Source organism: Streptomyces marokkonensis (assembly GCF_008312835.1).
GTDB classification, from domain to species: domain Bacteria; phylum Actinomycetota; class Actinomycetes; order Streptomycetales; family Streptomycetaceae; genus Streptomyces; species Streptomyces marokkonensis_A.
Genome location: NZ_VSKS01000015.1, coordinates 20163 through 43941 on the forward strand (window position 1 = coordinate 20163; position 23779 = coordinate 43941).

1 protein-coding gene is annotated in these 23779 nt (G+C 72.2%); it reads right to left on the reverse strand.

Annotated features, from left to right (window positions below; genetic code table 11):
• Position 1: 1 nt before the first annotated feature.
• A complete protein-coding gene (locus tag F1615_RS24140; protein ID WP_149551169.1) occupies positions 2-23359 on the reverse strand; it encodes an SDR family NAD(P)-dependent oxidoreductase in 23358 nt (7785 codons plus the stop codon).
• Between the last annotated feature and the right edge of the window lie 420 nt (positions 23360-23779).

A 23779-nucleotide genomic window follows, 5' to 3' on the forward strand; every position in this document is an offset into this window, starting at 1 on the left:
ATCAGCGCCCCTCGTTGTCGGTGTTCGCGCCGGCGCCGTCGAGGACGGACCGTCGGATGTGCTCGGCGGCGGCTTCGACGCCGAGAGAGCCGTTCACCACCTCGTCGAGGAGGTCGTCGATCAGTGGATCCGGCGGGCCGTCCTCCGGCTCCCTGTCCGGGGCGTCGGGGTGGCTGCCGGGGTGCAGCCCGTCGAGCGGCCGCTCCGCGATCCAGTACCGCTCCCGGGCGAAGGGATAGGCGGGCAGCGGGACGGTGCGCGCCGCCCCCGCCGGGAGGAGGCTCCCCCAGTCCAGCTCGAAGCCGTTCACCCACAGGTCGAGCACCTTGGCGTACGCGCCCTTGGCCAGCCACGTCCCGACGACCGCGCTCATGTCGGCGTCGGCGGTCAGCGCGGCCAGCGCGCGGTCGGAGCGTGCCGCGCGACCGCGGTGCACACCGGTGGCGCCGCCGGGGTGGTCCAGGAAGGCCCGCAGCCGGTCCCGCAGCTCGGCGAACGAGCCGACGACCGTGGCCAGTCGCTCGCTCATGGCCTCGCGTCCGACCTGCAGGGTGTAGGCGACGTCGGCCACTGTCGCCCCGGTCCGCTCGGCTTCCGCGAGTGAGTCCAGCAGAGCGCTCGCCTGCTCCCGCAGCCGCTCCTCGTCCTTGGCGGACAGGATGACCACGGCCGGCCGGCCGGACCCGTCGGCCGCGGGGGCCGGCCGGTCGCGGACGTACTCCTCGATCACCACGTGGGCGTTGGAACCGCCCGCGCCGAAGGAGGAGACGCCGGCCCGACGCGGCACCTCGGTGCTGACGCCGTCGACGGTGACGACCGGCCGCTTCCACTCCGCGCCCTCGCGCTGGACGACGAACGGCGTCGCGTCGAAGTCGATGTGCGGGTTGACCTCGTGCGCGTGCAGGCTGGGGACGAGCTCACCGTGCTGCATCTGCAGGACGGTCTTGAACACGCCGGCGATGCCGGCGGCGGCCTCGGCGTGCCCGATGTTGCTCTTGACGGAGCCGATCGCGCAGTACCGCACGTCCCGGGTGTCCTGGGAGAACGCCCGGGTCAGGCCGTTGATCTCGATCGGGTCGCCCAGCACGGTCCCGGTGCCGTGCGCCTCGACGTAGCTGATCGTGCGCGCGTCGATGCCCGCCCGGTCGAGCGCGTCCCGCACGACACGGCCCTGTGCGACCGGGTTCGGCACGGTGTAACCGTTCGTGGTGCCGCCGTGGTTGATGCCGGTGCCGCGGATGACGGCGTGGATGTGGTCGCCGTCCCGCTCGGCGTCCTCCAGCCGCTTGAGGACGAGCGCGCCGACGCCCTCGCCGGGGACGAAGCCGTTGCCGCCGGCGCCGAAGCTGCGGCACTCGTCCCCGTCGGCGAGCATCTGCAGCCCGCACAGACCGACGTAGCTCGACGGATGCAGATAGAGGTTCACACCGCCTGCCACCGCCATGTCGCAGTCGCCGTGGAGCAGGTGCTCGCACGCCTCGTGGAGCGCCGTCATCGAGGAGGAGCACATCGTGTCGATCGGCATGCTGGGGCCGTTGAGATTCAGCTTGAACGAGACGCGGTTGGCTGCGGACCCGAAGGAGGTGTAGGGCCGGGCGGTGTCGCCGCGGCGCCAGCGCTCGGGCCCGTGGAGGTTGTGTCCGGCGCGGGTGATCCCCACGAAGACGCCGACCCTGGAGCGGTGTTGCCGCGCGAGGCGCCCGCGCGTGTAGCCGGCGTTCTCGAACGCCCGCCACGCCTCCTGGAGGAACAGCCGTTCCTGCGGGTCGATCTCCAGGGCGTCGTTCGGTGTCATCTCGAAGAACAGCGGGTCGAAGTCGGCGAACCCGTCGAGGAAGGCGCCCCACTTGCTGTAGCTCCTGCCCTTCGCGACGGCCTCCTCCTTGTCGGGTTCGTAGAAGCCGTCGAGTGCCCACCGGTCGGCGGGTATCTCCGTGACGGTGTTCCGGCCCTCGCGCAGCACCGACCAGAAGGCGTCGAGCGTCTCGGCCTGGGGGAAACGCGCGCTCATGCCCACGATCGCGACGCCTCCGGTGCACGCGGGACGCGGTGTCGGACGAGCCTGCGCGCGGCCGGGGCCGGGCGTCGGGGCCGGCCCGGCCGGGGCCTGCGGGTCCGGGACGGCGGCCCGCGGGACGGCCGCCGGCGTGCCCTGCCCGGCGGCCGGCCCGGACCCCACTCCGAGGGCGCGGGCCACGGCCTCGCCCCGCTCGGTGACGAAGTACTCGGTCAGCGCCTCGATGGTGCGGTATTCGAAGAACAGGGTGCTGCTCGTCTCCCCCAGGTCCTTCTTGAGACCGGTCAGCAGCTGGAGGATCAGGATGGAGTCGATGCCGTAGGCGGACAGCTGCTCACGGGCGTCGATGGATCCGGCCGGGATCAGGAGGGTCCGCGCGACCAGCTCCTTGAGGTAGTCGCGCACGGCGTCGGCCAGCACCGGCCCGTCCACCCGGGCCGCACCGGCCGGCCGCACCGGCTGGGAACCGGCCGACGGCGTTTCGGGGAGCGGCTCGGGGAGGGGGTCGGCCGCTGGGCGCCGCTGTTCACCGCCGGGGCGGCGGATCATGCCGTCGCTGAGGCCGACCACCACTTGCTGGCCGAGCGGGTGGGCGTCCCGCGCGGGGAACTCGACACCTTCGAAGCCCTCTTGCTCCAGCACCGACTGCCACGTGCCGGGCCGCAGGCCGGGCCCCCCGGATTCCCGCAGATCGGTGTCGTGCGGCCACCAGCCGTCCAGCAGCGCGAACGTCAGCATCCCGAAGACGGTGTAGCCGTTGATCTCGTTGACGAGCAGGGCGCCGCCGGACCGCAGCAGCGCCTTGCTGTTGCGCAGGGACGCGCGGATCTCCTCGGTGGCGTGCAGCACGTTGGTCGCGACGACCAGGTCGTACGCGCCCTCGTCGAAGCCCTGCTCGGCGGCGGGCCGGCCGGCGTCGAAGATCTCGCAGCGCAGGAACGGATGGTGCGCGCCGAACTCCCGCCGGCCGTGGATGAGGAACGCCTGGGAGAGATCGGTGTAGCAGTACTCGCCGACGTGCTGCCGGTACGGCTGGAGCCGGCGCAGGACCGTGGCGGTGGTGCCGCCCGTTCCGGCACCGATCTCCAGGATGCGCAGCGTGGCTCCGGGATCCCGCGCGAGCCTGCTCTCGACGAGTGCGACGACACAGTCACCGACGACGTCGTTGAAGTAGTCGGCGATCATGTTCCGCTTGTAGATGCCCTCGACCAGGTCCAGCGAGGAGCCGGGGAAGATCACGTCGACGGCGGGGACGGCGCCGGTGAGGACGTCCGGCAGCGCGCGGAGCGTCGTGTCGACCAGGTCGACGGACGCGCGCAGCTCGGGGTCCGCGAGCCACTCGCCCCGGCTGCGTTCCCATGCCGCGGCAGTGGCGTCCGGGTCGACGGCGTCGGGAACGGCACGGTAGGAGCCCTCGGACCCGGTCGCCGTGAGCCAGCCCTGCCGGGCGAACAGCCGCAGGGCCTCCGACGCCCAGCGGTCGTACTTCCCGATGATCCCGCCGGCCTGCCTGAGGGAGTCCGCGTCGACGGTACCCGTGCCGATCCAGCCACGGCCGTGCAGCGCGCACCACAGCAGCCGCAGCAGCAGCTCGTCCAGCGTCCGCAGCCGTGACTTGGCCCGTGCCTCCACGATCCGCAACTGGTCCGCACGCGAGGGCAGCAGCGGGGCGAGCGGCTCGCTCCGCTGCTCCGGCGGGTCCAGGACGCGGATCGTCTCGCGGTCGGTGTAGCCCTCGAACCGCTCGGGCTCGACGGTGTTGAGGTAGGCCACCTGCCCGAGCGGAGCGGCCAGCAGCCGCTCGACGGCGTCCATCGCCAGCGCGGGGTCGATGTCGCCGAGGCCCTCGCGCCGGTAGATGCGCTCGCGGACGTGCTCCGGAACGTCGAGTCCGCTGCCGACGGCGCCCCAGTAACCCCAGTTGACCACCTTCACGGCGTACGGGCGTGCGGCCGAGAGCCGGCGGGCCAGGGCGTCCTCGAAGGCGTTGCCGGCCACGTAACTGCAGTAGCCCCTGGTCGGGTTGACCGACGCGATGGAGGAGAAGAAGAGCATGAAGTCGAGTCCTTCGGCGTCGAAGACCTCGGCCATGCACACGCTGGCGTCGATCTTCGCGCTCAGGCCCTGCCGGAACTGCTGCTCGGTCGTGTTGGGCAGGCTCTGGTCCACCAGACCGAAGACGGACTGCACCACGCCGTGGACGGTGCCGAACCGTTCCTGGATGCGGGCGTACGCGCCGCGCAGGGAGTCCATGTCGGCGGCGTCGGCCCGGACGTACCACGGTGCCCGGCCGAGCGCGGCCAGCCGGTCGATCTCCGCCTGGATGACGGCGTCCTTCTCCCGGCGGCCGATCCATACGACCTGGGCCCGGTGGCGCCGGATCATGTCCTCACTCCAGAGCCGGCCGAGGCCCCCGGCACCGCCCAGGACGACGTACACCCCGCCCTCCTTGTACGGGGACCGGGCCGGTGCCGGCAGTTCCGCCCGGTACAGGCCGCGACGGAACCACCGGCCGTCGCGCAGCGCCCGCACGGTCGTGGCCCCGGCCGCGAGCAGGGTGCGGGCGGGGAGCTGGTCCGACAGGCCCAGGTCGAAGCAGCCCACGCTCCAGTTGGGCAGTTCCTTGGCCATGACCTCGGCCAGGCCGGGCACCGCCGCGTCGGCGGGCAGCACCTGCTCACCCGGCCGTACGGGCTGCGTCTGGCGCGTCACCACCGTCCACGTCAGCTCCTCGGCGCCGTGGCCCAGCTCGAACAGCGCCTTGACCAGCCGGAAGAACGCCTCCACTCCGACGGCGGTGCGCCTCAGCAACTCACCGGGCCCGGTGGCCGCGTCCGCCGGGGAGATCCACACGAGGCCGCGGATCGCGCCCACACCCCTCAGCTGCTCGGTGAGCGATGCCGTGCTCGCCGAGCCGTCGGCGAGGAAGTGGGCGTCGGGGCACTCGGCCTGCAGGGCGGCCCGCTCCGCGGCGTTGCCGCCCACGACGACGATGCCGCTCGGGACGGACCTGCCGGGGACGGGCTCGGGGGCCCGGTCCTCGACCCAGACCGGCGCCAGCGCCAAGTGGGCCGTGCCGGCCCGTGGTTCCGGCGCGGGGGTGCCGCCGGTGGACCGTACGGGCGTGGTGGGACGGGAGCGGTCCTGCGAGGGCAGCCAGTGGCGCTCCCGCTGGAACGGGTAGGTCGGCAGGGGGACACGACGGAACCCACCGCTCTCGAAGAGCCGTTCGTAGTCGAGTGGATAGCCCTGCAGGTAGAGGGCGCAGACGGCTTCCAGGTGCTCCCGGCGGGCCGTCCCGGTCGCACCCTCGGCACACTTGCGCAGGCAGCTGTCGCCGTACTGCTCGAGAGCGGGCTGCGGGCTCACCGCGGTCTCCGTCAGGTCGGCGGTGTGCACCTGCGGTTCCCGTCCGTCCGTGAGCCACCGCCCGAGGAGGGTCACCAGGTGGGCGGTGTCGCGGGCCACGCACGCCAGCCGGACGGGGCAGTGCCGCCGGCCCCGCACCAGGGTCGAGGCGATGTCGCCCAGGTCGGTGTCCGGGTGGCGGCGCAGGTGCGCCACCAGCCGTTGCGCCTGCGTCCGCACCTGCTCCGGGGACAGGGCGGACAGCACCACGAGGTGGTCCTGGACGGGCACGGTGTCGCGGCGCGGCAGGTCGGGGGCCTCCTCGACCACCACATGGGCGTTGGTGCCGCTGAACCCGAAGGAGCTGAGCGCCGCGCGCCGCGGCCGGCCCGGCCCGGCCGTCCAGGGGCGGTGCACCGTGTTGACGTAGAACGGGCTGCTCTCGAAGTCGATGTGGGGATTGCCCTTGTCGAAGTGGAGGCTGCGCGGCAGTTCGCGGTGGCGCAGGGCGAGCAGTATCTTGATGAGCCCCGCCATCCCCGAGGCGGGCGCGGCATGCCCGATGTTGGTCTTGACCGATCCGATGGCGCAGTACTCGCGTTCGTCCGTGTAGTGGCGGAAGGCGCGGGTCAGCGCCTGGAACTCGATCGGGTCGCCGAGCCGGGTACCGGTGCCGTGCGCCTCGACCAGCTGGATGCCGGCGGGGTCGATGCCGAAGGTGTCGTAGACCTGACGCTCCAGCCGCTCCTGCGACTTGGCGCTCGGCGCAGTGATGCCGTTGGACGTCCCGTCCTGGTTGATGCCCGAGCCGCGGACGACGCCGTGGATGTGGTCACCGTCGGCGAGGGCGTCCCGCAGCCGCTTGAGTACGACGATGCCGACGCCCTCGCCGGGCACGAAGCCGTCCGCGCCTTCGGCGAAGGTGTGGCACTGACCGGTCTCCGAGAGCATCCCGGCCTTGTGGGCGTTCAGGTAGTAGTCGGGTGAGCACTGCACGGACACCCCGCCGACCAGCGCCGTCTCGACCTCGCCCGTGCGCAGGGCCTGGCACGCGAGGTGGAGGGCGACGAGGGATCCGGAGCACGCCGTCTCGACGGCGATGGCGGGACCCCTCAGGTCGAGGAGGTAGGAGAGGCGTGAGGGAATGATCGCCTCGGCGTTGCCCCACATGGCCTGGGCGGGGGCGTCCTCGCTGGAGCCGGGCAGGTAGTCGCTGACCTGGGTGCCGATGTAGACCCCGCAGGACCGGCCGCGCAGGGCGTCGCCCGCGTAGCCGGCGTCCTCCAGCGCCTTCCACGCCTCCTCCAGCACGAGCCGCTGCTGGGGGTCCATGTAGGTGGCCTCGAGACCGGATATCTGGAAGAACAGCGGGTCGAACCGGTCGATGCCGTCCATCAGCGAGGCGTACCGGGGGTGGGGCGCGCCCGGTGCCACGAAGGCCGGCATGTCCCAGCGCGAGATCTCGCCGACCAGGCTGCGTCCCTCGGCCAGGTGCTGCCACAGCTGATCGGTGTCCTCGGCCGTGCCGAACCGCCCGCTCATGCCGATGACGGCGACGGGCTCTCCGGCGGGGCCGGGGACCGTCGCGGGGACAGCCGGCCGCGGAGTGCCGGTCTCGGCGGGCACGGTCACCGGGGCGGGCGGGTCCGGCGGTCCGGGAACGGCTGTCGGGGCGGCCTCCGGCACCAGGGCGGCCGGAAGCGGTGACGACGCCTCGAGGTGGTGCTCCACCACGTAGCGGGCGAGCGCGCGCACCGAGCTGTGATCGAAGAGGTCCGTGACCGAGAGCGAGATGCCCAGGTCGGTGCTGAGCTGCTGCGTGAGCTCGACGCCGAGGATGGAGTCCACGCCGTAGTCGGCGAAGGAGTCCTCCTCGGATATCTCCCGGCGATCCAGTCCCAGGGACGTCTGGAGCCGCTCGACGATCACGGACCGCACGCGCTCCCGCGCGTCCTCCGCGCTCCGCGGTACGGGGGTGTGCGCGCCGGCCGGATCTCCGGCTGCGGCGACGACGATCTGGTGGCCTGCGTCGTGCACGGCGCCGGCGGGGAAGGACACGGCGGCGAAGCCGGATTCCCGCAGCACCTGCTGCCAGGTTTCGGGGGCCAGCCCCGGGCAGCCCGGTATGCGCAGTTCGGTGTCCTCGTAGCGCCACCAGCCGTCGAGCAGCCCGAAGGTCAGGTGCAGGAACGGGGTGCGCGTGGCCAGCTCGTTGAGGACGAGCGTGCCGTCCGCGCCCAGCAGGGCACGCGCGTGCCGCGCCGCGGCGCGGACGTCGCGGGTCGCGTGCAGGACGTTGGTGGCGAGGACGATGTCGTAGCCGCCCTCGTCCAGCCCCTGGTCCGCGGGGGCGCGCTCCGCGTCGAACAGCTCGAACCGCAGACAGGGGTGGTCGGCGCCGAACTCCTGCCGTCCGTTGCGCAGGAAGTACTGGGAGACGTCGGTGTAGCAGTACTCCGCCACGCTGTCGCGGTAGGGCGCCAGCCGGCGCAGGACCTTCTCGCTGGTGCCTCCGCTGCCGGAACCGATCTCGAAGATGCGGACGCGGTGGGCGGGGTCGCGGGCGAGCAGGACCTCGACACGCGCCGCCACCGACTCGGCCACGAGCTCGTTCAGCGCCGTGGCGCTCTCGCAGTCCCGGTACACGCCTCGCACCAGGCTCATCGACGACCCGGGGAAGATCACGTCGGTCGCGCGCCGTCGGCCCGAGAGGACCTCGGGCAGCTCGCGGATCACCGGCTCCAGCAAGTTGACGTAGGGGTTGGTGCCGTCGCTCTCCCGGCACACCGCCTCCCAGCGCCGCCACACGTCGGCACCGTCCAGAGGCGCCCTGTCGGTGGGGGTGTAGCGCTCGGTGCCCGCCTCGAGGTAGCCGTGCTCAGCCAGGATGCGCAGGCTCTCGTCGAGCCAGCGGTCGTAGGCGCCCCCCGGGTCCAGGGCGGCTCGCAGGCCGGCGACGGAACCGCCGGAGCCGTTCATCCCCAGCGTCCGCAGCTGCAGCAGGAGCAGTTCGCACAGCAGGGCGTCGTCGAAGCCCCGGGCACTGCCGGAGTCCGCGAGCACGCGCTGCAGCAGCCGGTCGTCCGGGCCGCCGGAACCGGTGGGACCGGTGTCGTCACCGGCCGGCCGCGGGGCAGTGGTCTTCTCCACGGCGAGCTGGTGGTACGGCCCGGAGAGCAGCAGGTCCAGCGCCGCCATGCCTTCGGCGGGTTCGATGGAGCCGATGCCGCTCCGCTCCATCCGGCGCTGGTACGCGGACGAGGCGACGACGCCGACGCTGCCCCAGTAGCCCCAGTTCACCACCTTCACGGTGACGGGACGGCTCTGCCGCCACAGCCGCGCGAACGCGTCCTTGAAGACGCAGCCGCTCACGTAGTTGCTCTGTCCTGCGGAGCGGTGGAAGGAGTTGGTCGAGGAGAAGAACAGCACGAAGTCCAGTGGCTCGTCCGCGAAGACCTGGGCGATACGGACGCTGATGTCGACCTTCGCGCGCACCGCGGCCCGGAAGCGTTCCTCCGGCATCCTGGCCACGCTCTGGTCGAGCAGCGTGAGCGCCGAGTGGACGACGCCGTTGATCTCGGGGAAGCGTTCCTTGATCCGCGCGACGGCGGCCTCCAGCGACTCCCGGTCCGTGGCGTCGGCCTGCACGTACCAGGGGGCAGGGCCGAACTCGGACAGAGCGTCGATCCTGGCCCGGACGCCGTCGTCCTCGGCTCGGCGGCCGATCCAGACCACCTGCGCCCCGTAGGTGCGTACGACGTGCTCCGTCCACACCGCGCCGAGTCCGCCGGCGCCGCCGACGATCACGTAGACCCGGTCGCGCCGGTACGGCGTCGCATCCGCGGGGAGCGCGCCGGACGGCACCGGTACGAGGGTCTGCCGGAACCAGCGGCCGCCGCGGTGGGCCCAGCTGTCGCCGGACGGCTCCGCCGGCAGGCGCAGCGCCTCCCTGAGCACGTCGTCCCGGACGTCCTCCACGTCGGCGAGGCGCACCCGCCACCGCGGGTTCTCCTTCGCCAGTGACCCCAGCAGGCCGTGCACACCAGCGTGGGTCGGGTCGACTCGGTCGGTCCCGACGACTCCCTGGCTGCGGACGGTGAGGGCGGTCCACTCCAGTTCCCGCTTGTCGTAGCCGAGGGTCAGCAGCGCCTTGGCCAGCCGGAAGCCTGCGTACACGCCCTCCTCCTGGCGGGTGATCAGGTCCTCGCTGTCCGGGAGCACCGTCGTGCCGCCGCCCACGACCCAGACGACACCCCCGTACTGCCCGCCGCGCGCGAGTCGCTCCCGCAGGCCGTCGACGGTGTCGTCGGCCCGCAGCAACAGGACGTCCACGTCCTCCCCGTGCCCGGTGAGGAGGGAGCCCAGCTCCTCCGGGTCCGCGCCGACCAGCAGCGTGCGTCCCCGCAAGCCGTCGCCGTCCGCCGGCGAAGTGGGCCGGGCGGGCTCCCAGCGCGGCTCGAGCAGCACCGGGCTCCCGGCGGCGGACCGCTCCGGCGCCGGCGGCGCGTCGGCGCCGGCGGGCAGGGGCCGGGTGCGGAAGGCCCTGAACCGTACGCGGACTTCGCCGCGCGGGTCGCACAGGTCGACGTCGAACGTGTCGCCGCTCTCCGTGGTGCGCCTGAGCCACGCCCACATGACCGGCTCGCAGGGGCCCAGGACTTCCACCGCCCCGACGGCGTACGGCAGGTGGAGGCCACCGCCTTGCCTCAGGCCTGCGGAGGACTGCAGTGCGGCGTCCAGCAGCCCCGGGGGCAGCACCTGCGCGCCCGGGCCGTACTCGGGCACCTCGGGCAGCGCGAGTTCGGCGAGGACCTGGGCGTCTCCCACGAGGAGCCGCCTCACGCCCTGGAAGGAGGGACCGTACGCGATGCCCTGACGGCGGTAGACGAGGTACACCTCACTCGCGGTCATCTCGTAGCGGCCGCACTCGGTCCGCAGGGCCGCGAGGTCGAGCCGTGGCCGCGGCGCCGGTCCCTGAACGGGCTCGATGCGCCCCTGGCTGTGCACGACGGGACCGTCGGCTCCGGGTGCCATGACGCGGTAGCGCGTCCCCGCGGAGCCGTCCGGTTCCAGTTCGACGTGGAGGTCGAGCGGGGTGTCCCCGACCGTCACCGGCCGCAGCCACACGACGTCGCGGAACGCGACGCCGGCCGGCGCGGCGTTCTGCCCTCCGGTGAACGCGGCGTGGGCGGTGCGGGCCAGCTCCAGGTGGGCGACGCCCGGCAGGATCCTCTCCCCGGCCACGACGTGGTCGCGCAGGAAGGACTCCGATCCGGTGAGTGTCGTGTCGAACCGGCGTCCCGTGCCGGCGGGGCGGCCGGGTGCGGCCGTGAACACCCCGTACGACGCGGGCCGCTTGGTGCGCTGCCGCCAGAGGCGCTTCCTGGCGAAGGGGTAGCCGGGCAGCGCGACCGGCGCGGTGCGCCGGCCGCCGAACAGCCGGCGCCACGCCAGGTCGTGGCCCTGGCAGTAGGCCCTCGCGGCGGCGCGCAGCGCGTCCCGGAGGGAGGTGCCGTCGTGGTGCGCTCCTGCCGCCTCCTCCAGCAGCCGGTCCCCGGCCTTTCGGGCCGCGTCGTTCGGAGCGAAGTCCTTGGGCACCTCACCGGTGAGGACGTTGGGGTCATGCCCGCCCGCGGGCCACGAGCGCAGCAGGTGCACCGCCTCGGCGACGTCGCGGGCCACGATGGCGCAGCGGTACCGGAAGTGGGGCCTGCCGTCCAGCAGCGTCGCGCCGATGTCCCGCAGGCCGTGCGGCTGCGCGGGGTCCTCCAGGAAGTCGATCAGGTCGGCGACGCGCTGCCGCAGCGACTCCTCGGACTTGGCCGACAGGGCCAGCAGGTGGGCGGACATCTCCGTGACCTCGTCCTCTCCGCCCTCCGGGCGGCTCTCCACCACCATGTGCGCGTTGGTGCCGCTCATGCCGAAGGAGCTGATGGCGGCGATCCTGCTGCGCCCGGCGGTCCGGGGCCACGCCCGGTTCGTCTTGTTGACGAAGAACGGGCTGTCCCTCCAGTCGATGTACTCGTTCTCCTGCGCGCAGTTCAGGGACCCGGGGATCGTCTCGTGGCGCATGGCCTGCAGGACCCCGATGAGGCTGACGAGCCCGGAGGCCGCGAGCGTGTGCCCCACGTTGGGCTTCACGGACGTCAGGGCGCAGTACCGCCGCTTGCCGGTGAAGCTGCGGAAGACGTCGTTGAGCGCGTTGACCTCGACGGGGTCGCCGAGCCGCGTGCCGGTGCCGTGGGCTACCACGTACTCGATGTCGGCCGGGTCGATGCCGTGCCGCCTGTAGGTGTCGCGGAGCAGCGCGACCTGGGCGTCGCCGTTCGGGGCGGTGATGCCGTTGGACCTGCCGTCGTAATTGATGCCGCTGGCGCGGATGACGCCGTGGATCCGGTCGCCGTCGGCCACCGCCGCCGAGAGCCGCTTCAGCACCACGACGGCGACGGCCTCGCTGAGCACCATGCCGTTCGCGCGCTTGTCGAAGGCGTAGGTGACGCCGTCCTCGGACAGCATGCCGGCCTGCTTGGTCCGGTTCAGCAGTTGCGAGGTGGTGATGAGACTGACGCCCGCGGCAAGGGCGACGTCGGACTCGCCGGCGCGGATGCTCGCACATGCCTGGTGAGCGGCGACCAGCCCCGACGAGCAGGCCGTGTTGATGGCCATCACGGGCCCGCTCAGGTCGAGCAGGTACGACAGGCGTGCGGCGAGGATGCCGTCGTGGCCGGCGGTGACGCTGCCCGCCTCGGGGTCCGGTGTGTCGTAGTCCCCCTGCTCGACCCCTACGAACATGCCGATCCTGCGGGTCGACGCGGGTGTCCAGCCCGCGTCCTCGAGGGCGCGCCACGACTCCTGCAGCAGCAGCCGCTGGCGCGGGTCCAGGCTCCGCGCCTCGTTGGGGGATATCTCGAAGAACAGCGGGTCGAACTCGTCCGGGCCGGACACCTGGCCGACGCGGAACGCCGCGAAGGAGCTGTCGTGCGGCTCGCCCCACAGGTCGAGGCGCTCGCGGGAGACGGGGCGGACGGCGTCGCGGCCCTCCGCGAGGACCGACCACAGCTCGGCGGGGTTGTCGGCGCCGGGGAACCGTCCGCTCATGCCGATGACCGCGATGGCGTCGTCGTCCTGCGTGCCCGGCTCCCGGGCGCCGGGGTCCGCACCCGCTTCCTGGGCTCCGGCGGCGTCCTCGACGGGCTCGGCGCCGGGGCGCGGCCGGCCGACGGGGGGTGCCCCGTCGGCCGGAGGACCGGGCTCCGCTGCGGCACGTCCGGGAACGGCGCGGCCGACACCCGGGTCGCCGTAGAACGCGGTCAGAAGCTCCGCGTGTTCGGTGGCGAAGTACTCGCGCAGTTTGCGCAGGGTGGAGCGGCTGTAGAAGAGAGCCGGTGTGACCTCCACGCCCCAGTACTCGCCCAGCCCGGTGGCCAGTCCGGCCAGACTCACCGAGTCGAAGCCGTAGTCGGCGAGGTTGTCGTCCTCGTAGAGCCTGTCCGGGGACAGGCCGACCGCGCCGCTGACGATCCGCCGCAGATCGTGTGCCAGGCGTTCCTCGACACCGGGGGCCGGGACCGTGTGCGGGCCGCCCTCGTCCGTGGGAGCGGCCGGCCGGGCCGCGTCCGCGCGGATCCCGGGTCGCGCCGGGGCATCCGCGGGAGGCGTCAGCCCCAGGAAGCGGGACACCCGGCTCGGGCTGCCGACCAGGATCATGTGCTGAGGTGCCTCCTGGGACAGCAGCCGCTCGAACAGGGCGATGCCGTCCGCCGTCTCGAGGAAGTCCTGGCCGCTCGACTTCAGCAGCATCGTGGTCGTGTCGTGGTCGAAGCCCATGCCGCCCTCGCGCCACAGCGGCCAGTTGACGACCACGGTCCGCCCGGACAGGCGGCCCGCGCGCACCTGGGCGTCACGGTGTCGTGCGTAGGACATCTGGAAGCGGTTGCCGACCGCGTAGTCGCAGGTGCCGAAGTCGCCGATGACGGCAGCGGTGGAGGAGAAGTAGCAGACGAAGTCCAGCTCTTCGCCGGCCACCACCTCGTCCAGGGTCAGCGTTCCCCGGATCTTGGGGTCGAGGACGTCCTCGAAGGTCGGCAGATCCTTCTCCAGGACGCTGCCCTGCCCCTGGACACCGGCGGCGTGAATGACGCCGTGCAATGCCCCGAACCGCTCGCGCGCCCGTGCCACGGCCTGCTTCATGGCGTCCGCCTCGCGGCTGTCCGCCTGGACGTACAGGACCCGCTGTCCGGCGGCGAGGCCGCGAAGGGCCTCCTGGCGTGCCTCGTCCAGCGGGGAGCGGCCGGTCAGTACGACATTGGCGTCGAAGTGCTCCGCGAGGTGCCGGGCCACGATCAGCCCCAGCCCGCCGCAGCCGCCGGTGATCAGGTAGGTGCCGCCGTGCCGGAGGGCGCCGGAACGGTTCTCGTCGAGCGTGACCTCACGGACGCGGCTCACGAAGCGCCCGCCCGAGTGGTACAGCGCGCTGACCGCCCGCTCCTGACGCAGTTCTCCGACCAGTCTCGTCAACCAGTCGGCGGTGTCCGCCGGCCTCATGGGATCGTGGGCGTCCTGGAGCACGGCCACGACGGACAGCTTCGGCATCACCATGCCCAGCGAACGCTCGAAGCCGAGATGCGCCTCCAGCAGGGCGCGTTCCCGGCCGTCGCGGTACTGCCCGGCCACCACGAAGCGGCGTACGTCCAGCCCGGAGCCGGCGATGGCCTGGACCGTCACGACGACGTCACCGAAGTCACCGTCGGCGACTCCTGGTTCGAGCGCCTCCAGGCTGACGACCGCGTCGACGGGGACGGACGCCGCCACGATGTCCCGGAAGGCCTCCAGGTGGTCCTGGGCCGAACCGCGGCGGACCTGGTAGTGGTCGGGGCGCGTCTTCCGGAAGGTCTCTCCTCGTCCTATGAAGACCGTGTGCAGGCCGGGGTCGAGTTCCCGTGCGGCCCGGGCGACCGCCTCCTGACGCTCCGTTCCGGTGCACAGGAAGACGATGCCGCGCGGGGCCCGCGCGGTGCCCTCCTCCAGCGGCGCGGGCTCCCAGTCCTCCACGAACGCGAGGGGCCGGGCCGGCTCCTCGGCGGACCGGGCCGGGTCCGCCGGGGAAGGGGCGGCCGTCGCGGGCCCGGCCGGAGCCACCGTCCGCGTCGGCTGGAGCGCGAACGCGCTGGGCGCGTCGAGCCAGTGGCGTTCCTGGACGAACGGGTACGTGGGAAGGGGGATGCGACGCGGCTCGGTGTGGCGGGCGAGGGACGTCCAGTCGAGGTCCAGGCCCTTCACCCAGACGTTGGCCAGCTTGTCGTGCCGGCCCTGCGCGAGCCACTGCCGTACCAGCTCCCGCATCTCCTCGTCGGCCTTGAGGAGAGCGACGGCGTCCTTGTTCTGCCTCGTGCTCCCGCGGAAGACGTTCGGGGTCTCCTGCTCGCCGTCGAGGAACGCGCGCAGCAGCTCGCGAAGGGCGTCCCGCCCATCGGCGATCAGGGCCAGTCGTTCCTCCATGGCCTCGCGGCCGACCTGGAGGGTGTGGGCGAGGTCCGCCCCGTCGGCGTCGTGGCCCGCCCCGGCCAGCCACGTGAGCAACGCCTGGGCCTTCTGCCGCAGCCGCTCGCCGTCCTTCGCCGACAGCACCACCAGCTCCGGACGCGGGCCCGGGGCCGGACGCGCCGGGCGCTCCGCCCCGGGCCGGTACTCCTCGATGATCACATGTGCGATGGCACCGTGCGCGCCGAACGACGAGACGCCGGCGATCCGCGGCAGGGTCCGCCGCACCCCGTCGACGGTCCGGGTGGGCCGCTCCCACGGTTCCAGCCGGCGCTGCACGTAGAAGGGCGAGTTCGGGAAGTCGATATACGGGTTGAGCTGCTCGGAGTGGAGGGAGGGCACCAGCATTCCGTGCCGCATCTGGAGCAGGACCTTGGTAACGGCGACGACGCCGGCCGCGCCCTCCAGGTGACCGATGTTCGACTTCACCGAACCGATCGGGCAGTACTGCTTTCTGTCGGTGTGCTTGCGGAACGCCCGGGTCAGACCGGTGATCTCGATCGGGTCGCCGAGGGCGGTGCCCGTGCCGTGGCCCTCCACGTAGCTGATGTCCTCGGCCGAGAGCCCGGCATCCGCCAGCGCGGCCGCGACCATGTCCGCCTGAGCCAGCGGGTTGGGCACGGTCATGCCGTTCGTCTTGCCGCCGTGCACCGTGGCGACGCCGCGGATGACACCGTGGATGTGGTCCCCGTCCGCGACCGCCTGGTCGAACGGCTTGAGCAGGACGCAGCCGACGCCCTCTCCGGGAACGTAGCCGGTGCCGCCCTCGCCGAACGAGCGGCAGCGTCCGTCCTCGGAGAAGAAGTTCATCTGGCTGAGCGAGACGTACTTGTTGGGGTGCAGCGACAGGTTCGCGCCGCCGGCGAACGCGAGCGAGGAGGAGCCGTTCCGGATGCTCTCGACGGCCATGGCGATCGCGTAGAGCGACGAGGAGCACGCCGTGTCGACGGTCAGGCTCTGCCCGTGCAGATCGAAGAAGTAGGAGACGGCGTTGGAGGCGGCGGCGCGGTCGGACAGGACGACGTCCTCGCCGCTGTACAACTGGTACTCGTTCCACATCATGCCCAGGTAGACACCGACCTTGCGGGCCTTGCCGGGGCTCAGGGACCGGCGTGTGTACCCCGCGTCCTCCATCGCCTCCCATGCGGACTGGAGGAACAGCCGGGTCTGGGGGTCGGTCAGTGCGGCCTGCTGGGCCGACATGCTGAAGAAGAGCGCGTCGAAGTTCTCGGCCCCGTCGATGAAGCCGCCCCACTTGCTGGAGCTCTTGCCGGGTGTCTTCCCGGCCGCGTAGTACAGGTCCTTGTCCCACCGGTGCGGCGGGATCTCCTCGATGCAGTCCTGGCCGCTCTGAAGCACCTTCCAGAATTCGTCGAGGTTCCGGGACTTCGGGTACCGGCCGCTCATGCCGATGATCGCCACGTCACGCGGGCGTCCCTCGCCCCGGCCGTTCGCCTTCCCCGACGGCGTCCTGTCAGCGTCTGCGGCGCCGTTCGGGACCTCGGCGGGACGGCGGCCCTGCGGCGTGGCCGGCCGGGAAGGCACGGCGGTCGCGGACGCGCGCTCCGCAGGCGCCTGAGGAGCCGCCGCGGCGGGCCGCGCCGGCCCCAGCAGCTCGGTCAGGCGGGCCGCCTGGTGCTCGGTGAAGTACTCCGCCAGTTCCCCGATCGTGCGGTACTCGAAGAACAGCGTTCCCGGAAGGTTGTCGAAGTCCTTCGTCAGAAGCCGCATCAGCTCCATGATCTGGATGGACTCGATGCCGTACTCCCCCAGCTCCGCGGCGGCGTCGAGCCGGGCCTTCGGGATGCGGAAGACCTGCGACAGCCGGTCCCTCAGATACTCGACGGTCCGTGTGCGCATCTCACCCGGGTCCTCCACGGCCGCCGGCTCCGTGGCCTTCTCGGCGGCCACCGGCTCGTTCCCGCCCACCGGTTCCGGCTCGGCGCCGGCCGCCTCGGCACCGGCCCGCTCGGCCCCCGCCATCCGCAGGACCCTCTCGATCTTCCGACGCTCGCCCTTCGTCACGACGACCTGGGTCTCGTCGGACGTCAGGATCTCCAGCAGCGCCCCGATGCCCTCCTCGGTCAGCAGTCCCCGCATTCCCGAGTGGTCGCGGTAGAGGGTCTTCTCGGGGCCGTCCTCGGCGAGCTCGCCGAGCATGCCGCCCTCGTCCCAGTACGGCCAGTTGACCGATACGCTCCGGCCGTGCCGCAGGCCCTGCGCCCGCAGCTCCTCCCGGTGCCGGACGTAGCCGTCGAGGAACCGGTTGGCGGCGGCGTAGCTTCCCTGTCCGAAGTCGCCGACGTAGGCGGCGATGGACGAGAAGGCGAGGAAGAAGTCGAGCGGGTCCTCGGCGGTCAGTTCGTCCAGATGGACGGTTCCGTGCGTCTTCGGCGCCAGGACCCCCTCGAAATCGGCCCAGTCCACGTCCATGACGCCCGTTCCTCCCATGACGCCCGCGCCGTGGAAGACACCGTCCAGACTGCCGAATCGTTTCCGTGTCGCCTCGAGCGCCGTGCGCACACCGTCGCGGTCGGCCACGTCACAGGTGAGGTAGAGGACTTCGGCACCGGCGGCCTCCAGTGCGGCGAACTCCTGCCGCAGCGAGGCGTCCGGCTCCCGGCGGCCGAGCAGGACGAGCCGCGCCCGGCACTCCCGGGCGAGGTACCTGCCCAGGTGCAGGCCCAGGGCCCCGGCACCGCCGCTGAGCAGGTAGACGCCGCCCTCCTTGAAAGGTATCCCGGAGGCGCCGCCGCGTACTCCCGCGGTCCACGGCCGCAGCACCCGCTCCGAGCGGACACCGTCGGCGTGCCGGAACTCGTGCCAGCCCCTCGGGACTGAACCCTCCGCCCGGCCGAGTTCGCGCAGCACGCTGCCGGTGACGGTGTCCGCGTCGCCCGCGTCGGCGACCTGGAGGCTCTCCACCCGGAACAGGTGGTCGACCGCCGTCACGGCACGGCCGAAACCGAGGAGCGCCTCCGCCGCCGCCCGCTGCGGCCCGCTCCGGTCCGGCAGCACGGACAGGTACTGGACTTCCTGTTCGGTCCCCGTCCGGTGCACGGCCCGGAACAGGTGCAGCAGGCTCTCCAGCTCGCTCGTGAGGTCGGACGGGTCAGGGGTCAGCGGCCAGAGGTTGACGATCGCCCGCGGTGCCAGGTCCCGTGCGTCCAAGGTCCGCAGCAGCCGGTCGAAGTCCTCGGCGCTGCGGCGGTCCACGGTGAACAGGTCCGCTCCCGACTCCTGGAACGCGTTCCCGTTGCGCACGCGCACGATGCGGCCCGCGTAGCCCGACGCGAGCCGGGTGTGGCGCGTGTCCTCGTCGTCGAGGACGAGCAGGGTACGCCCGGCACCAGGGCGCTCCGCCTGCCCGGCGGAGCCGGCGCCGGTGTCGGCATCGGTCCAGCGCGGCACGTAGTAGTGGAGCTTTTCACTCTTGTCGGCCGTGAACTCCTTGAACACCAGGCCGGTCAGCCGGACGCATTCGGTGCCGCTGTCGTCGCAGATCGCGAGGTCGACGCTCATCGTGCCGTCGCGGGCGATCCGGTGGACGGTGGCATGGCAGTAGGACTGCCGCGGAATCGGCGCGAAGACCGCGAGTTCCTCGAGGCTGAACGGGATGCGCAGCACGCCGTCCGGCTCTCCGATGCCGCGCAGCGTGTTGAGCGCGGCGTCGAACAGCGAGGGGTGCAGGGTGAAGCGAGGGTACTCCTCCTCGAGGCCGTCGCCCAGCACGATCCGGGCCAGGGCCTCGGTCTCACCGCAGTAGAGCGTCTCCATGGCCTGGAAGGTCTCGCCGTACCCGAACCCCAGGTCCCGCAGGCTCGAGAAGATCTCGGTGTTCTCCCGGCGGGTGGTGCACCGCGCCTTGACGGCGGGGATGTCGATCGTGCCACGCGGCCGCGGGGAAGGGCCGGCGGCGTAGCCGGCCCGGCCCTGGGAGAAGACCGTGCGCTCTCCCGCGGTCCCGTCGTGGATGACGAACTCCAGCGCGTTCTGCTCGAGCGGGGTGAGCTCGATGTGCACGGTCCGTGACGCACCGTCCATGACGACCGGACGGCCCCAGATGATGCCGCGCAGGGTGACGCTGTCGGAGCCGGTCGCCAGCCGGGAGGCGGTGTACGCCATCTCCATGTGGGCGACTCCGGGCAGCAGGATCCTGCCGTCCACGACGTGGTCGCGCAGGAAGAACTCGCTCGCCGACAGTCGCTTGGCGAAACGCTGCGACCCGAGGGTGGAGACGTTGCTGTCCAGCAGCGGGTGCAGCGCGGCGGACGCGGGAAGGGCGTGCGGAAGCGCCGCGCGGCCGGACCTCGCCGGGCCGGGCCAGTAGGTCTCGCGGGCGAAGGGGTAGCCGGGCAGCGACACGCACGGGAGCGGCCGGTCACCGAAGAGGTTCTCCCAGGCCAGCTCGTACCCCTGGCAGTACAGGTCGGCCAGGGCCCGGACCGCGTCCCGGTACCGGGCGTCCCGGTTCCCCGCGCGGGCGCGCCCTATCAGCTCGTTCCCGTACTCGGTGAGCGCGTTCTGCGGGCGGAAGTCCCTTCCGGAGAGCCCGCGGAACACGTGCGGGTCCTTCTTGCCGCCGAGGACCTGCAGCAACAGCCGTTCGGCGTCCTCGGGGGTGTCCGCCACCAGGGCGCAGCGGTGCGCGAAGTGGTGCCGCCCCGCGAGCAGTGTGCTGCTGATCCGCCCGAGACCGACGTCGTCGGCGCCACCGGCCTGGAGAAAGGCGAGCAGGTCCGCCACGCGCGTCCGCAGGGCCTCCTCGGTCTTCGCCGACAGTGCCAGCAGGTACGAGGGCCGGGAGACGGCCGGGTGGGCGGCCGATCCGTCGCCGTGACTCTCCACCACGACGTGGACGTTCGTTCCGCTGATGCCGAAGGAGCTGACCGCGCCCGTCCGTTCGCGCCCCGGCCGGGCCGGCCAGGGCCGGGCCTCCTTGTTGACCCGGAACGGGCTGCGCGTCCAGTCGATGTACTCGCTCTCCTGCTCGGAGTGGAGGCTCGCGGGTACCGTCCGGTGCCGCAGGGCCTGCACCAGCGCGATCAGGCTGACCACGCCCGAGGCGGCCAGGGTGTGACCGATGTTCGTCTTGACCGAGGTCAGGGCGCAGTACTGGGTCTTGTCGGTGCGGCGGCCGAACGCCTCGGTCAGCGCGTTCACCTCGATGGGGTCACCCAGCCGGGTTCCCGTGCCGTGGGCGATCACGTGCTCGATGTCGGCCGGCTCCACGCCGAACCTCCGGTACACGGAGTCGAGGAGGGCGACCTGCGCGGGCTGGCTGGGCGCGGTGATGCCGTTGGTCCGGCCGTCATGGTTGAGGCCGCTCGCCGTGATCACCGCGTGCACCCGGTCGCCGTCGGCAAGTGCCTTGGCCAGCGGCTTCAGTACGACGGCGGCGATCGCCTCGCCCATCACCATGCCGTTGGCACGCTTGTCGAAGGCGTAGCAGACCCCGTCGGGCGACAGCATCCCGGCCTGGGTGGCGTGCTCGTAGAACTGGGACCCGGCCAGCAGGCTGACACCCGCGGCGACCGCGGTGTCGCACTCACCGCTGCGCAGGCTCAGGCACGCCTGATGCACGGCTGCCAGGCCGGCCGAGCAGGCCGTGTTGACGGTCAGCACCGGACCGGAGAAGTCGAGGAAGTAGCTGAGGCGAGCGGCCATGATCCCGTCATGACCCGAGGTCAGCGTTTCTCCGTCGCCGATGAGTCCCGGGTAGTCGCTCTGTTCGGCGCCGACGAACATGCCCATGGTGTTGTCGCCGAGCTGCCTCGCCCCGTACCCGGCGTCCTCCAGGGCCCGCCACGACTCCTGCAGCAGCAGGCGCTGCCGGGGGTCCATCTGCTCGGCTTCCTTGGGGGAGATCTCGAAGAAGAGCGGGTCGAACTCGGCTTCGCCGGGTAACCATCCGCCCCTGACCCGAGGGGCGCCGGCGACACCTGCCCAGTCGCCCAGCCGGTGCGCGGGGATCGGCGTCACCGCCTCCCGGCCCTCGGCGAGCAACTGCCAGAATTCGTCGACCGTGCGGGCCTGTGGAAAGCGGCCGCTCATGCCGATGACGGCTATGCGGTGGTCGCCGTCGTGACCGGCGTCGGTTCCGGGAGGCGTCACGGTGCTGGTCCCGGGGGCCGACTCGTCCCGTGACACGGTGGACGCCTCCCCCTCGACGGCGGCCGTGCGGTCGCCGGTGCTCTCGTCGGCGGCCGCGTACGTCCGCACAACAGCGTCGGTGTACGGCTCCTCGAGGAGACGGTCCCTGACCATCTCCAGGGTGAAGTACCCGTAGAAGAACGACGGTGCGACGTCGATGCCGTAGTGCTCACCCAGCCGAAGGGCGAGGAGCGTGTTGCCGACCGAATCGCACCCGAGGTCGGACAGCCGGTCCCGCGGATGGATCTCGTCGGCCGCGAGCTTCAGCACGCCGCTGACGAGGCCCCTGAGATCCGCCTCGACCCGTTCCCGGACATCGGTGTCCGCCTGTTCCCCTCGGCGTGTGCGCGCGGTCATGTCCGACACGGGCTCCTCCTGCTCGATCGCGGGATCCGCCACCTCGCCCGTCGCGGACGCCGGGGTCCCGGTGGGAGCGGTCTCGTCGGCGGTGTCCGGTGTGATCCAGAAACGGTGCCGGTCGAACGCGTAGGTCGGCAGGCGCAGACGCCGTACCGGGAATGACGTGAACAGGGCCTGCCAGGGGTGGTCGTGCCCTTCGGCGAAGGACTTCGCCAGGTCCAGCAGCCGTTCGTGGTACTCGGCGGCGGGAAGGTCGGTGCCGAGGTCGAATCCGGCCCCGTCGGCGGGCCGCGGGGCTTCCTCCGGCTCGCCGCCCGAGGGCGTGCCCGCCGGCTCGTGGAAGCAGTCGTCGGCTCGCCCGGTGTCGAGCAGCTGGGTGAGTTTCGCCCGCAGATCGTCATGGTCACGCACGACCAGCGCGGTCCGGCGGGCGAGGTGTTCCCGGCCCAGGAGCAGCGTGGCGCCGAGGTCGTTCAGGTCGGCGTGGGCGCCGTAGCCGTCGACCCATTCCCGCAGGTCGCGGATCCGCCGCCGGAGCGCGGTGCCGGTTCTGGCGGACAGGCAGAGGAGGTAGGCGTGACGGTCCGGCGGATCGGCCGGTGGTACGGCCGGCGCCTCTTCGAGCACCACGTGGGCGTTCGTGCCGCCGATACCGAACGAGCTGACGCTCGCGCGACGGGGCAGAGGTTCGCCGGTCCGCGACCGCAGCGGCGTCCACTCCCGCAGCCGGTCGACGATGTGGAAGGGCGTGCCGTCCAGGTCGATGCGCGGGTTGAGCCGCTGGAAGTCCCGGAGACCGGGCAACTGCCGGTGTTCCAGGGCGAGCAGCACCTTGATCAGGCCGGCGATCCCGGCGGCGGCTTCCAGGTGGCCGATGTTGGGTTTGACCGAGCCCAGCCCGCAGTAGTTGTGCTCACGCGGGTCCGGCGTCCCGCCGCCCGCCCTGCGGAAGCCCTCCACCAGCCCCTCGAATTCGACCGGATCGCCGGCCGGCGTCCCCGTACCGTGCGCCTCGACGTACGCGATGGTCCCGGGGGAGACGTCTGCCCGGGCGATGGCGTCCGCGACGACCTGCGCCTGCGCGTCGTCGCTGGGATGGGTCAGGGTGCGTGTCCTGCCGCTGTGGTTCACGGCGCTGCCCTTGATGACGCCGTAGATGTGGTCACCGTCGCGCACGGCGTCCGCGAGGGGCTTGAGCAGGACGGTGCCGCCGCCCTCACCTCGCACATAGCCGTCGGCTCGCTCGTCGAAGGGACGGCACGAACCGGTGGGCGACAGCATTCCGGCCTTGGTGAAGGAGGTGTGCCGGGCCGGGGTCAGTACGAGGTTGATCCCACCGGCGAGCGCGAGGGCGCACTCGCCCTGTTGCAGGGACTGGACCGCGAGGTGGAGGGCGTGCAGGGAGGCGGACGACGCCGTGTCGACGACGACACTGGGCCCGCGTAAGTCGAAGAAGTGGGAGACACGGTTGGCGATGACGGCGCCGATCGTCCCCGTGGAGTGGTGCGCCGCGACCTCGCGCAGCTGCCTCTCCTGAAGCTCCTTGTAGTCCAGGTTGTACGAGCCGATGAACACCCCGACGTCGCGCCCGGAAAGCGCGCTGGGTGCGATGGCGGCGTCCTCGAGACAGGACCAGGCGAGTTCCAGCATGATCCGCTGCTGCGGGTCGGTGCTCTCCGCCTCCAGCGGAGAGAGGCGGAAGAACTGTGCGTCGAAGGCGTCCACGTCGTCGATCAGGCCGGCCCATCTGCTGGGAGGGCGCCCCGCATCGTCGCCGGAGGCCTCCGCCGGCTCGCCTCTGCCCATGCCCCACCGGACCTGTGGCACTTCACCGACGTGCGACCGGCCGTTCCTGATGACGTCCCAGAAACGGCGGTGGTCGTCCGCCCCGGGGAACCGGCACGCGATGCCGACGACGGCGATGGGGACATGCTGCGACATCAGTGGAGACTCCCCTTATCGTTGGCGCTGTTGTGGCGCGCCGCCATGGCCGCCCCCTGCCGGACCCGGGCACACCGATCGGGCAGGGATCTGTCCTGGTGCACGGCTCCGGTTGAATGCCGGCTGTATGTGTCAGGGCCGGCTGTTGGTCTTCGCAGCCGGTGTACCGCTGTCGGAATTCACGAATTCCGCGTGGCCACGGAGGCTGCTGCCTTCCTCGGGTGCGCACGTACACCGGCCGCGGCACACATCCCGATGGCGAACGGGTGGGCCAGGAGCCGGCCTTGCGCGGGGGACCACGTCGTCCCCTGCCCGAGGACGGCGACTGTGCCGGCCGTCGGGCGACTTGACACTCATTGCGGTGGTGTCACGCAACAGAGGGAACCCTTGTCGTCACGCCCTGCGGGTTCGCCGTTCCAG

What these genes read in the sequence shown, in the direction of transcription:
- F1615_RS24140 (WP_149551169.1), bottom strand. Translation starts at nt 23,359, where the DNA reads ATGTCGCAGCATGTCCCCATCGCCGTCGTCGGCATCGCGTGCCGGTTC.